Below are 13,926 nucleotides of genomic sequence, written 5' to 3'. Positions count from 1 at the left end.
ATTTACTCCTGATAGCTAAGGCATAGACACAAGGAAAAGATGGTAAAGCACGCCCCATACGACAGTAGGCGCAATCACAGCATTGGCAGTAATGATGGTGACATTCCGGCGAGTTCTTTCATGGCAATAAAGCATCGACATCAGAAACACAAAAGGAATCGACGCCAGCAAAAAGCCCAATCCCATATTGGGCAGCTCTTCGCCTATCGCATCCATCGACCAGAAATACACAGGAATCAGCACTAGGGTTACCAGCAAGCGGAAGAAATCCGCATTACGCACAAAAAACTGATAACGACCAGAACGCATTGCTCGCCAGACAGGACGAATGTTAGCAAGAAGAATCAAGCTCCCTAACACCAGCAACAGCGTAATGATAATTCGAGGAAAGAACTGATGAGACGTATCAAAATCGATCGTCACGGAATTCAACGATATAAACCAATCAAACATATTGACCCTCACACGCGAGATACCATGGCGTCACAGGCACGCAATACCTACGACGCCAATCTAAGAAGATTATTTGTGCAAACTATTAATAATCTTCGCGTAGCTGTCACTTTTCGCTTTTAAGTGCTGCTGAGCTTCAGCAGAGGTTCGGAAGTTTGGGATGAAAAAAGACTTTTTGAGGGTTTCTTGCACTTCACCATCGGCAAACACTTCAGCCAAGGCATTATCTAAAAACTTGATAGCTTCAGGCGACATACGTTTGTTATATAAAAAGAAAAACTCTTTATCGAAGGTAAAATCGTTATCGGCATCCATGGGAATATTTACCCCAAGACCAGACGCATATTGCATTAACTGATCACGAGAAGTTTCCCCCATGCCATTAGGATTGGCTTGACCAATCGTCGACGCCTTTGCCGTTAACCAGACAAAATCCATGGCTTTTTGATCGTCTGCTGGTAAACGAGTGTACTGTTCGTTTGCTTGCACACTGCCATTAATGACATCGGCTAGACCATCAAACAACGCTTGGTTTTTGTCAGACTGAGAACCTGTGTTCAGCGCCACCAAATTGTCTTCTTGACCAGGATAAGCCAAACGCACCGCGTTTTTCATTGCGGTATAACCGATTTCAGAGACGCCACCTGGCTGAATGGCAACTCGCACAGTTTTGCCGTTGCCTGCCGCGTTTAGAATTTCATCCATGTTTTTGTATGGCGATTTTTTTGAAACCAAGTAGCCGTTACCGGGGTTGATGGCAAAAGACGGCCCAATATTCCATTTTGCAAACGGATCTTCGTAACCTTTTTGTCCATATAGATAACCAAGATAGGCTTGGTCATGAAAAATCATCAAGGTATTGCCGCTTGGCACTCGCTCAAGCGCCTGATAACCGGCTGAAAAACCAACCGCATCGACCTTAATATTTGTATCGATTTTCTTGGCTAACGCTTCAGTAATAATAGCCGCTGCCTGATAAGTATCACCACCCGTAGATGTAGAGCCAATCACCACACGAATATTACCTCGAATTGGGTTCTCAGCCGCGTAAGTCGCTGCCGGAGCTAAGGCACAAGCTGCCATCAATACAAGGCTAGAGCTCTGAAATAATTTTTTCATAACCGTATTCCTATCGTTGTTTTTGTAGTTAGGAGGTATTTTTATGACCCCATGAAGGAGCTAAAAAACATCATACATCATACAACTAACATTTCAACTCAGAATTGAATTTTTTTATCCTCCTGTAAACATCCAAGTATTTAGTTTCATTTGGCACAACGCAAAAAAAAAGCTCAAGTTTGCTAAACAAACTTGAGCTCTAGTTTTGGCCTTATGTCATTTATTACAGCTCAATCCCTTTGGATTTAAGCAGTTCAGCCACGTCGATAATCTTGCCTGTTTTTACCGATTCTTCCGCAGCACAACCCACCACAACAGACCAGAAGCCTTCTTCGACTGTTGCGCTGTTGGTTTTTTTGCCTGCCATTTGATCGGCAAATGCAATGTGCTCGAACCAAGTTGCACCGTTATGACCAGAGGCTTCGATCAATTTTGGGTAGCCCGGCTGTGAGGTTTTAGAGGGGCGATTCTGACCACAGAAAACTTCCATTTCGGTACGCAAACGTGCGTTTTCGCTGAAGTCTTCAATCTCAGCGGCTTTCACTCGACCTTCATCACCACACACCAACAACTCTTCATGGAACATAGGCGCAAACATGCAAAGATTAAAGCCAGCACGAACGCCATTGGCGTATTCAACCGTTACGAAAGCGCTGTCCAGAATGTCAGATTTTTCGCCCTTGAATTCGAAATCACGGAAGTTAGTAGACTGGGAACCATTGGCATAAACACGTACCGGACGAGACTGAGCAAACAGGTTCATCAAATCAAAGTAATGGCAGCATTTTTCCACCAGCGTTCCGCCAGAGAATTTAGAGAATTTGTTCCATTGGTTTACTTTATCTAGGAAGGGGATACGGTGTTCCATGATGTTGATCATTTTCACTTCACCAACCGCTTTGCGCTCTAGTACTTCGTGGATCGCTTCAGCATAGATGGATTTATAGCGGTACTGCAAACCGATTTGCAAAACGGCGCCGTACTCTTTCGCCATTTTAGTGATTTCGTAGGCATCTTCTAACTTAGTCGCCATCGGCTTTTCCATGAAGATATGCTTGCCCGATTTGATCGCCACTTTTAGCACATCAAGATGCGTAAAGTTAGGCGTACAAATTAAAATGCCGTCAACTTCAGGATCATTACACGCCGCTTCTAGGCTGTCGTAGACTTTAAAGTCTTCATCGGTAATTTTGGCAAATTCTTCTTTTGCTACTTTCACACTGCGCTCATTGAGATCAAACACACCATGAATAGCTGAACGGCCAACACGAGTCGCCACACGCATGTGCTCCATACCAATCATGCCGCAACCAATCAGATTCACACGAAACTGCGCCGGCTCTTTGGCAAAGAAGTGACGCTCTTCTTCATTGATGTAATGAAAGGCTGGGCCGGTATAACTAAATAACTGTCCGTCGATTTTTTCTCTGCTCATGGTGTCTCACCTAACTTAGAATTATTTTGTCAGGCTAAGATAGGAAAAGCGTATCATTATGTCTAATATATGTTAATCACATGCTTAATATGAAAAAGATATCATGCGCTTTAGAAAACTGAATTATTTTATTACCGTGGCGGAAGAGCTGCATTTTGGACGCGCTGCGGCTCGCTTACATATTGCACAGCCGCCGTTGTCACAACAAATCAAAGCCATTGAAGATGAACTTGGTGCCGTACTGTTTGAGCGCAGCAGCCAAAAAGTGTCGCTGACACCAGCCGGAGAAGTGTTTTTACCTCAAGCCAGAGCGCTATTACAGAACTGGGAAAAAATCCAGGAACAAGTCCGCAGTGTGGCTAACGGTACGGCAGGTAACCTATCACTTGGTTTTGTTTGGGCAGCGGGTACTCCGCATTTTTCTAAGGGCATCGCGCAATTCAAACAAAACAACCATGGTGTGACACTCAATCTAGAAGAAATGACCACGACCCATGCCCTGGATGCTTTAAGAACAGAAAAAATCGACTTAGCCATGATCTTTCTTAACCCACTGATGGATATCACAGATCTCGAACACCAAGAGTATGAAATACAAAAGCACCTGCTCGCTTTACCTGACAACCATCCTCTTGCGCAAAAAGACAGTGTGCCTTTAAGTGATTTGCACCAGCTGCCGTTTATCTCCTTTGTTCGACAAGCCCACCCATCGTTATACGATCAGATTATGCACTCTCTTCATGCGGCTGGAGTAGAACCCAACATTGTACAAATTGCTCGATTGACCCAAACCACTCGCACCCTAGTCGCCGCAGGCGTCGGTGTGGCGCTTGTGCCTGAATCCACCCAATTCGACCAGCGGGAAGGCTTAACCTATCGCCCGATTGATGGCGTACTACCAGAACTCGCCATCCACTTTGTATGGCGCAAAAACAGCCTAACGCCCTTGATGGAAAGGTTAATCACTCATCTTCAAGCGCAAGTACCAAGATAATTAGGCTCGAACATTCCTAAAAAACAGCAGACAAAAAAAAGCCAGTGCAAGCACTGGCCAACGGAAACTCTCGCATAGACGGAGTCGCAATATATTAACTTTGCGCGTTATAAGTATCGTTAATGGACCCTTCACACGCCTTCACTGCGTTTTCGGTTACTTCTACCCACTTAGCGCCATATTCATTAACGAACCAATCACGAACAGGCTTCGCGGCTTCTTGGAACTGCGCTTTTTCTTCAGCCGTTGGCGCATAAACCGTACCGCCAGATGCTTTAAACTCATTATAGGCATCAATTTGACGGCGTTTTGGCATGACGGTTGTCACTTCACGCAAAGCATCAAAACCGTCCATCATGATGTGCTGAAGATCTTCTGGCATATCTTTCAAGGAGTCATTATTCATCCACCACATAGACGCCATATAACCGTGTCCATCAAGGGTCATGTATTTAATGTGTTCGTTAAACTTCATGCCCATAATGTCGGTAATGCCGTTTTTCGTGCCTTCCACCAAGCCAGTTGCCAATGAGGTATACACTTCTGGCCAAGGCACGGCCGTTGGGCTACCACCCATGGCTTTCACAAGCTGCATTTGAATAGGGGAATTGATCGTGCGGATCTTCAGCCCTTTTACGTCAGCTGGCGTTTTAATCAATTTATTGGTTGTAGCGAAGTTACGCCAACCGCCCGTATTACCAATCGTCATTAAACGCATGGTACCAGTGCGATCCAATAGTTCTTTACGAATTGGCCCAACTAGCATTTCATTGTTTAAGGCACATTCCGCAACCCGATCTGTTGGGAATATGTAAGGAATATCAAGCGCTTGAATTTCTGGAAAGACATTCGCTAAACCTCCTGTTGTGGTATTAAAGACTTGAATGAGGTTGGCTTGTAACGCTTCAATACATTCTGTTGGATTACCACATAACTGACCGCCGGAATAAATATTTACCTGAATACGACCATTCGATTGTGCTTCAACATAGTCTTTTAGAACAACAGCACCGTCGTAATCTTCATCGCTGGTATTAGAAAGATGAACAATATTGAATTCATAATCTGCCGCAAGCGCAGGTATAGCAGCAAGAGACAAACTCGCCGCCATAAGCGTTGGAACAAAAGCGGCAGTGGTCTTTTTGAGTAAATCGGTGTTTTTCATTTCGAAGGCTCCGTATTTTTTATTCTTGGATCACGTATTTTTATTCTTAAATCACCTAAGTGGCGAAACAAGCCAATCGGACATTCATTGATCATCAACGCGATTATCGGTAGTAAATGCACTCTTATCTTGTTATAACTTGTTTTATATCTTATATAAGACACAAAGTGCAAGAAAAGAACAGATTTTTTTATTTCATTTGCGTATTCTAAGAGCAATAAACTCACAGCAGGTTAAGCCATGACAGACAAAGCACCGCAGCCATCACCGATCTTCAAACCTCTGTACAAACAAGTCCAAGAGCTGATCACAGAGAGAATTATTGAAGGTGTTTGGAAGCCCGGTGAGATTTTACCCAGTGAGTTTCAACTGGCGGACCTGCTGGGTGTCAGTCAAGGAACGGTTCGAAAAGCGCTCAATGCACTCACCGAAGACAACGTATTATTTCGTCGCCAAGGCGTGGGGACTTTTGTGTCGGAACACACCTTACAAAAAATGATGTTCCACTTTTTTCATTTTAAGAGTGACAGTGGCGATATTCCCGAATTACCGTACGCACAATTGCTCGAAACACGATTAATTACACCAGACAACCGTCTACGAAGCATTTTTAATATCGCTGCAGACGAAAAAGTCATCGAAATTCATCGTGTTCGATCCATTAAAAACACGGCCTCCATTCGTGAACTGATCTATCTGCCACATCGTTACTTTATGGATTTAGACAAAGAAGAAAAACTGCCGCATTCCCTGTATCACTACTATCAACAGCATTTTAATATTACTGTCCACAAAGCCACAGACAGACTTAAAGCGGTGCTGGCCGATGAGCAAGACCAAAGCATCTTAAACGTAGCCGCAGGAGAGCCCTTGTTAGAAGTGACACGAACGGCTCGTGCCTTGGACGGACGTACTGTGGAATACAGAATCAGCCGAGCCAATAGCCAAGATCTGCATTATCTTGTTGAACTGAATTAATACACAGCTTCTGAAAACACTAAAAGAGCGCGCTGAGCCAAAAGCCAGCGCTCTTTTTTGACTTGCTAAAATCCCTGCCACATCAAGCTCATGCCCGACAGTAGCAATAAACTAAACGCAATAAAACGCATCGCTCGACCAGAAATAGGCAGTGGAAACTTCCTGGCGACCAACGTCGCCACAACGACGACCGGAAAGCCAAACGCACATAACAACCAAGTATCAGTATCGACGCCTTGCGTCAGGCTAACCGATCCCACACGCAAGGCCGCCGTACAACAAAAGATTCCTAATAAGGTCGCGCGAATTCTGGCCTGATCGTCTGGCTGGCGATACATCATAAAAGTAATTGGCGGACCAAAGGTCGCAAACATGCCACCCATGACCCCACCAATGACACCACTGACAGCAAAAGCCCCTGCAGAAGACGCTTTTCTCACCTTGTGAGCTTGAAGCATCATCACCAGACTGCTAACGACAATGCACAAGCCTAAGCTAAATTTCAGCCATCCCAGTGCATTTTCACCAAGATAGCCAAGCAACCATACGCCAAGAAAAATAGCTGGCAGACAAGGCAAAATAAAACCCCAAAAAGCACGGCGATTTATCTTTTTCCACCCCCCGCCATAAAGCCCAATACCAGCATTAATAAGGCTTAACACACTCACTGCAAACGCCGTCACCTCAATAGGCGCTAAACCTAAGGCCGACACGCTACTCACGACAATCAGCCCAAAGGCAAAACCAGTCGTCGCTTGAATGTAACTGCCGAGAGCAAAAAACAGTAATAGAAGCAGGCTCGAACTATCCATAAGCATAAAAGCCTCCCTCGTTTGTTACCTTCTTAAATACTCCGAGAACTAATTGCTTACGTCCCATCAGGAGGCAAAGCCAAGTAAACGAGGTAAAGTCATCGTCAAGGCTGGAATGTACGTAATCAGGAGAATAACCAGAATATGCACTGCCAAATACGGCAACATTTCACGGCTAATCGTCTCAACTCGCTCACCACTCACACTGGACGCAACAAACAGCACCAAGCCCATTGGAGGCGTCGTCAAACCTATGGTCAAGTTCACACACATCACGATGGCAAAATGCAATGGATCAATACCAAATTGCGTCACGATTGGCCCAAGGATCGGTCCTAAAATCAGAATCGCTGGGCCTGCATCTAAAAACATGCCAACAAATAACAACAAAATGTTAATAATCAATAAAAGCAACAACGGGTTTTCCGTTAATGTCACCATGATACTGGCTATTTTCTGTGGCGCACCGGACAAACTAATTACCGCCGAAAATGCCACAGCACTACCGACTAGGAACAAGATCACCGCAGACGATTTCGCTGTTGCATAGAATAAACTCGGCAAACTGCTCATTGTCATGGTTCGAGACAAAAGACTGACTAGCAAAGCATATGCCGCCGCAACCGCGGCGGCTTCGGTTGGTGTAAACACCCCAGATAAAATCCCACCGAGCAAGATAACTGGCGTCAGCAGAGGCCAAAAAGCCTGCTTAACCGCCGTACCACGTTCTTTCCATGTGGCTTTTTCAGAGGCCACTTTGTATCCGCGGCGACGCGCCAAAAACCAAGTCATGATCATTAAGCTTACGCCAACCAAAATACCTGGAATAATGCCTGCCGCAAACAAACCACCGACCGATACGTTCATCACAAAGGCGTACAGAATCATGATGCCACTGGGTGGAATAATCGGACCAATCACCGAAGAGGCCGCCGTCACGGCCGCCGCAAAACGGCGCGAATAACCGTTTTTTTCCATTGCAGGGATCAGCATTTTCCCTAAGGCCGAACAATCTGCCACGGCTGAACCACTTAAACCGGCAAACAACATGGAAGACAAAATATTGATTTGCGCCAGACCACCGCGCAAATGACCGATAAAGGCTTGGCTTACCTGTACCAGCGACAAAGTAATACCACTGCGGTTCATCACCTCACCCGCCAACATGAAAAACGGAATAGCCATTAGAGGAAAGCTATCAATACCGTTGTATAAACGCTGCGTGAGCAAGAGATAGAACATCTCTTTGCCTTCCAGAAATAGACTCAGACCCGGCGCAAACAACAAGGCAAACGCGACAGGCATGCCCAAAAACATGACAGAAAGCAAAATCCAGAAAAATGAAATGCCCATGGGTTATGCCTCGCTTTCGCTATCAGACAACACAAACTTGTCGCCATTAGATTCATTAAAAAGACGCGTAATACCAATCAAGAAAAGCTCGGTATACACCAACATCATGACGCCAAAGCCAACCGGCATCGCCATATAAGACCAAGCTTTGGTAATCGGCAGCGCCGTGGCTAACATACGCGTTCCCTTTAGGGCGAAATCTAAGCTTTTATTAAAGGCGTAATACAAAACAATTCCGACCAACACATACAACACCAGCTCAAGTAACAAGCTCAATCGTTTGGGCAAAGACCCCAAAATAATATCGAGGGCCGCATGTTGTTTCGTACGGGATACCACAGGCAGCATCAGAAACGTCATCCATACCATCAAATAGCGGGCAAGTTCTTCCGACCAAGGCAAAGAATCATTCAGCACATAACGACAAAAAACCTGGACTAAAATGGTCGTTGTCATAATGGCCACGGCACCGATCGCCAAATACTTAAATACCAATATCAAGGCCGAATTCAGCCGCCCTAATAGCGTTATTATTCTTATTAATAAAAGCATAGAGACACCTTTATGAGTTTTTCATTTGCGCTAAATGCGCCTTACACTGTCCCAACATATTAGCTAGATCATTGGCAATCGACACAAAACTAAAGCCAATTTCTAACGCCCACTTCGCATCATCAGGGGTTGGCATCACGGTTCCTACGGGAATTCCAGCTTGGTTACAGGCGGTCACACAGGCCACGATTTTGGCACGCACATCAGGATGATTAACTTGTCCTGGCAACCCCATGGTCATCGACAAATCTCCTGGGCCAATAAATACCGCACTGACGCCATCAAGCTGACCTATCTCGACCGCCAACGCTAACGCTTCAACGGTTTCCAATTGGGGAATCAAACACACTTGCTCATTGGCTACCGCAGGGTAATCTTCACGAGTGGTATAACGCGCCGCACGATGCATTTTGGCAAAGCCACGTTTGCCCAATGGCGGATACATGCTGGCCTGAACAATGGCTTTAGCCTCTTCCACCGATTCCACAAAGGGGAAATACAAGGTCATACCGCCTTGATCTAATACCTGTTTAATAGCAATCGGATCATGGCTTGGCATACGAACCACGGCGGCTGTTGGTGTTTGCTCAATCGCACGTAAAATGGGCGTCGTGTCATGTACACTGGCAGGGCTGTGCTCTAAATCCACCACCAAGTAGTCATAATTCAAAAACGCCATCGCTTCTGCCACCGTCGGGCTACCAGACAGAGTCCAGCCACCAATCAACTTCTGACCGTCCAGTAAACGCTGTTTAAATGGGTTAATCGTCTTGCTCATTCAGAATATCTCCGGTTCATCGATGACAGCGTCACCTTGTAAAAAGTCAAAATCGCACCCTTCATTGGCTTGGGTGACATGAGTTGAAAACATAGCGCCATAACCACGGGCAAACTTTGGCGGTGGTGGTGCCCAAGCCGCTTTTCGTGCGGCCATTTCTTCGTCACTGATTTCTAAATTCAGCGTGCGTTTTTCTACGTCTAAGGCGATCCAGTCACCGGTTTGAACAAAGGCTAATGGCCCGCCAACATAAGATTCCGGCGCAACGTGTAAAATACAGGTGCCATAATGGGTGCCGCTCATGCGCGCATCTGAAATTCGCACCATGTCACGCACGCCTTTTTGCAAAAGCTTTTTCGGAATCGGTAACCCGCCCCATTCCGGCATGCCAGGACCGCCTATTGGCCCAGCATTTTTCAGTACTAAAACGGTGTTTTCATCTACATCAAGGTTAGGGTCGTCGATCTGTGCGTTCATTTGCGCATGGTTTTCAAACACCAAGGCTTTACCACGATGATTCAATAGATGCGGGGACGCCGCAGACGGTTTGCACACCGCCCCATCTGGACAAAGGTTTCCAGTGATCACGCCAATGGTGCCGCGGTCATTGACTGGGTTCTCTAGAGAACGAATCACGTCTTCGTTGTAAATTTCCACACCTTCCAAGTTCTCACCCAAGGTACGACCGTTCACGTTACCTTGATCAAGATGCAGAAAGTCTTTTAAACGCGTTAATAAAGCAGGCAAGCCTCCCGCGTAAAACAGATCTTCCATTAGATATTCGCCCGCAGGCATGAGATTGGCGATGACCGGCACTTTACGCGCCCATTCATCAAACAACGACATAGGTAGATCAATACCCGCACGCCCTGCCATGGCGATCAAATGGATAATGCCGTTGGTGGAACCACCCAGCGCCACATAAGTGACAATGGCATTTTCAAACGCTTCTTTGGTGGCGAGAGATTTAGGTGTGAGGTCTTCAAACACCATTTTGGTAATGCGCTCTCCCGCAAGCGAGCACAGACGTTGATGAGCCGAATCGGCCGCCGGAATGGTCGCAGAACCGGGTAAACAAAAGCCCAAGACTTCCGCCATAGAAGTTAACGAAGACGCGGTGCCCATGGTGTTGCACGTTCCCACCGAGCGCGTCATTTTGGCTTCCAATTCAAGCCAGTCTTCATCACTTAAATTACCCGCACGCTTTTCATCCCAATATTTTCGAGTATGAGTGCCCGTACCAATTTTTTGACCTTTGAAGTTGCCGTTTAGACTCGCGCCTGCAGGAATATAAATAGCAGGAATATTCATACTGATGGCGCCCATTAATAGGCCCGGTGTGGTTTTGTCACAACCGCCCATTAAAATCGCGCCATCAATCGGATGACTGCGCAGCAGCTCTTCGGTTTCCATCGCAAGGAAATTTCGGTACATCATGGTGGTTGGCTTCACCATCACTTCGCCAAGTGACATGGCGGGCATTTCCAATGGATAACCCCCCGCGCGAATAATGCCTTCTTTGACAAACTGGGCACGCTCTCTAAGGTGAGTGTGACACGTACTGATGTCGCTCCACGTATTGATAATGCCAATCACTGGGCGGTTCATGAAATCGCTACGCTTGTACCCTGTCTGCTGCGTACGCTGACGGTGTGCAAACGCACGCATGTTATCAGGAGCAAACCAACGCTGACTGCGCAGGTCTTCGATACGTTTTGCCATGGTGCGGTCCTGTTCTTTTTACTGTTTATTTTTATCATTTGCCGTAATAACCCTTGCGTCTTGTTTACGGCTTCTTAAAACTTGTGATATAACTCTTATATAAGACATAAGAGAAGTCAAGAACTATCCCCTTATCGATTAAAAATAGTCTCTTGAAATAACGACCTAACAACAAAAACCAACTAGAGGTACCGCAATGCTTGAACTAAAGAACAAAGCACTCCTGCAAACAAAATGTTTAATCAATGGAGAGTGGGTCGAATCTTCAGAAGGCAACACGCTCGATGTATTCAATCCAGCAACAGGTGAATTAGTCGCAACCGTTGCAAGCGTTGGTCCTGCTGAAACACAACAAGCGATTGCTGCGGCTGAAGCCGCGCAAAAAACATGGAAAAAGAAAACCGCCAAAGAACGCGCTGCATTATTACGCCGCTGGCATGACCTATTAATGGCAAACCAAGAAGACCTTGCAAGGCTAATGACTGCTGAACAAGGCAAGCCATTAGCCGAATCTCGTGGCGAGATCGGTTATGCCGCCTCTTTTATCGAGTGGTTCGCCGAGGAAGGCAAACGCATTTATGGCGATATGATTCCAACCTACGCACCAGACCGCCGCATCCTAGTGATGAAAGAACCGGTTGGTGTGTGTGCGGCGATTACGCCGTGGAACTTCCCTGCGGCCATGATCACACGTAAAGCCGGCCCAGCCCTTGCTGCGGGCTGTACAATGATCATCAAGCCAGCTTCCGAAACGCCATTAAGCGCCTTAGCCATGGGTGTTCTTGCCATTGAAGCCGGCATCCCAGCAGGCGTGATTAATATTGTTGTGGGTAAAGCGAGCCACATCGCCAAAACGCTAACGGACTCATCCGTTGTACGTAAGCTCACGTTCACAGGCTCTACGCCTATTGGCAAATTGCTGATGAAAGACTGCGCCGACACCATGAAAAAAGTCTCTCTTGAACTGGGTGGCAACGCGCCTTTTGTGGTGTTTGATGATGCCGACATCGACGAAGCCGTTAAAGGTGCCATGATGTCAAAATACCGCAATGCCGGACAAACTTGTGTTTGTGCCAACCGCATTTATGTTCAAGCTGGCGTATACGATACCTTTGTTGAGAAATTCGCGGCGCAGGTAGCCGCCATGAAAATCGGCCACGGAACTGAGGATGGCGTTGAACAAGGCCCACTGATTAACCGCGCCGCCGTCGATAAAGTCGACGAGCATGTACAAGATGCCATTAGCAAAGGCGGCAAAATCGTCACCGGTGGTAAACGTCATGAACTGGGCGACAATTTCTATCACCCAACGGTTATTGCCAATGCTACGCAAGACATGCTGTTTGCCAAAGAAGAAACCTTTGGCCCCTTAGCACCTATCTTCAAGTTTGAAACAGAAGACGATGTGATCGCGATGGCGAACGACACAGAATACGGTCTAGCGTCTTATTTCTACTCTCGAGATATTGGTCGTATTTTCCGTGTCGCGGAAGCGTTAGAGACAGGTTTGGTTGGTGTTAACGCTGGCGTCATCGCCACAGAAGTGGCGCCATTTGGTGGTTACAAAGAATCGGGCTTGGGTCGTGAAGGTTCTAAATACGGTATTGAAGACTACATCAACACCAAGTACGTTTGCCTAGCAGGTTTGGATAAGTAACGGATAACTCAAAACCCTATGCAAGGTATGCCCATTCAGACATGGGCATACCTATCTTTTGTCGACCGGAGAATAATACATGCCGACATTAACCAACCAATATCCTTCTTTAAAAGACAACGTCGTTTTTATTACTGGCGGTGGCTCAGGGATTGGCGAATACCTTGTTCATCACTTTATAAAGCAAGGCGCACGAGTTGCTTACATCGATATCGATGAAGCCAGCTCCGCTGCCTTAAATCAGAGACTCAGCGACGAATTCAACGTTACTCCTTGGTTTAGAAAAGTCGACGTCCGTGACATTGCCGCCTTACAATCTGCAATAAACGACGCCGCTCAAGAACTGGGCCGCTTAGATGTCTTAATCAATAACGCGGGCAAAGATGATCGTCATACAATCGAAAACGTCACGCCAGAGTACTGGGACAACTGCCTCAACATCAATATGCGCCCGCATTTCTTTGGCATGCAAGCGGCCGCAAAATGGATGAAAGAAGGCGCGAGCATCATTAATATGGGCTCGATCAGTTGGATGCGTGGCCGTGCTGGTATGGTGGGCTACACTACATCAAAAGGTGCGATCCACACAATGACACGCACCATGGCGCGCGAGCTTGGCCCACGTGGCATTCGCGTTAACTCGATTGTTCCTGGCGCCGTGGTCACAGAACGCCAAAAAGCACTCTGGCTAACACCAGAATTGGATCAAGAATTTATCGATGTGCAATCCCTTAAATTCCGCATTCAGCCAGACGACATTGTTGCCATGGCGTTGTTCCTTGCTTCTCAGGACAGCCGAGCCTGTGCGGGACAAAACTTTATTGTTGATGCTGGCATTGTCTGATCCCTCTGATAAAAAGCAGCCCCTTCACACTCTGCAAAAAAACAGAGGCGTATCAAAGGGGCTT

At 46.5% G+C, this 13,926-nt stretch carries 13 protein-coding genes; 4 read left to right on the top strand and 9 right to left on the bottom strand.

Annotated features, from left to right (window positions below):
- Positions 1-15: 15 nt before the first annotated feature.
- From DK187_RS15835 to DK187_RS15825, 3 genes are all read right to left on the bottom strand, one after another.
- The gene (locus tag DK187_RS15835) at positions 16-453 is read right to left on the bottom strand and encodes a tripartite tricarboxylate transporter TctB family protein (RefSeq protein WP_111608308.1); all 438 of its coding nucleotides are present in this window, start codon (positions 451-453) and stop codon (positions 16-18) included.
- Positions 454-522: 69 nt separating this feature from the next.
- Positions 523-1,572, bottom strand: a complete 1,050-nt coding sequence (locus DK187_RS15830) for a type 2 periplasmic-binding domain-containing protein (protein ID WP_111608307.1) — start codon at positions 1,570-1,572, stop codon at positions 523-525.
- A gap of 223 nt (positions 1,573-1,795) precedes the next feature.
- Positions 1,796-3,007 (bottom strand): Gfo/Idh/MocA family protein, encoded by a 1,212-nt coding sequence (locus tag DK187_RS15825; RefSeq protein WP_111608306.1) that lies wholly within the window; start codon positions 3,005-3,007, stop codon positions 1,796-1,798.
- Positions 3,008-3,110: 103 nt separating this feature from the next.
- Between DK187_RS15825 and DK187_RS15820 the strand changes: the two genes are divergently transcribed.
- On the top strand, positions 3,111-4,001 hold the full coding sequence (locus DK187_RS15820; protein ID WP_111608305.1) for a LysR family transcriptional regulator: 891 nt from the start codon (positions 3,111-3,113) through the stop codon (positions 3,999-4,001).
- A gap of 94 nt (positions 4,002-4,095) precedes the next feature.
- On the opposite strand, the gene DK187_RS15815 is transcribed toward DK187_RS15820, so the two are convergent.
- Complete coding sequence (locus DK187_RS15815; protein ID WP_111608304.1) at positions 4,096-5,166, bottom strand: TRAP transporter substrate-binding protein; 1,071 nt, start codon at positions 5,164-5,166, stop codon at positions 4,096-4,098.
- Between the two features lie 240 nt (positions 5,167-5,406).
- Between DK187_RS15815 and DK187_RS15810 the strand changes: the two genes are divergently transcribed.
- Complete coding sequence (locus DK187_RS15810; RefSeq protein WP_111608303.1) at positions 5,407-6,144, top strand: GntR family transcriptional regulator; 738 nt, start codon at positions 5,407-5,409, stop codon at positions 6,142-6,144.
- Positions 6,145-6,209: 65 nt separating this feature from the next.
- Here the strand turns inward: DK187_RS15810 and DK187_RS15805 are convergent, their stop codons facing one another.
- The 5 genes from DK187_RS15805 to araD are packed head-to-tail and all read right to left on the bottom strand — an operon-like array spanning position 6,210 to position 11,361.
- Positions 6,210-6,962: a TSUP family transporter gene (locus DK187_RS15805; RefSeq protein WP_111608302.1), complete on the bottom strand. Its 753-nt coding sequence runs from the start codon at positions 6,960-6,962 to the stop codon at positions 6,210-6,212.
- A gap of 60 nt (positions 6,963-7,022) precedes the next feature.
- Positions 7,023-8,309, bottom strand: coding sequence for a TRAP transporter large permease (locus DK187_RS15800; protein WP_111608301.1), 1,287 nt, complete (start codon positions 8,307-8,309; stop codon positions 7,023-7,025).
- 3 nt (positions 8,310-8,312) lie between these two features.
- Positions 8,313-8,861, bottom strand: a complete 549-nt coding sequence (locus DK187_RS15795) for a TRAP transporter small permease (protein WP_111608300.1) — start codon at positions 8,859-8,861, stop codon at positions 8,313-8,315.
- 10 nt (positions 8,862-8,871) lie between these two features.
- Positions 8,872-9,639: an HpcH/HpaI aldolase family protein gene (locus DK187_RS15790; RefSeq protein ID WP_111608299.1), complete on the bottom strand. Its 768-nt coding sequence runs from the start codon at positions 9,637-9,639 to the stop codon at positions 8,872-8,874.
- On the bottom strand, positions 9,640-11,361 hold the full coding sequence (araD, locus tag DK187_RS15785; protein ID WP_111608298.1) for an L-arabinonate dehydratase: 1,722 nt from the start codon (positions 11,359-11,361) through the stop codon (positions 9,640-9,642). It abuts the gene before it with no gap.
- A gap of 196 nt (positions 11,362-11,557) precedes the next feature.
- Between araD and DK187_RS15780 the strand changes: the two genes are divergently transcribed.
- A complete protein-coding gene (locus DK187_RS15780; protein ID WP_111608297.1) occupies positions 11,558-13,018 on the top strand; it encodes an NAD-dependent succinate-semialdehyde dehydrogenase in 1,461 nt (486 codons plus the stop codon).
- A 79-nt stretch (positions 13,019-13,097) separates the two neighbouring features.
- Positions 13,098-13,862 carry an SDR family NAD(P)-dependent oxidoreductase gene (locus DK187_RS15775; protein ID WP_111608296.1) on the top strand — a complete coding sequence of 255 codons (765 nt, stop codon included), beginning with the start codon at positions 13,098-13,100 and terminating at the stop codon, positions 13,860-13,862.
- Positions 13,863-13,926: the final 64 nt, after the last annotated feature.

The organism is Marinomonas arctica (assembly GCF_003259225.1).
GTDB lineage: Bacteria > Pseudomonadota > Gammaproteobacteria > Pseudomonadales > Marinomonadaceae > Marinomonas > Marinomonas arctica.
The sequence above is the reverse complement of the archived record's forward strand: the minus strand, read 5'-3'. Positions and strand labels throughout refer to the sequence as shown.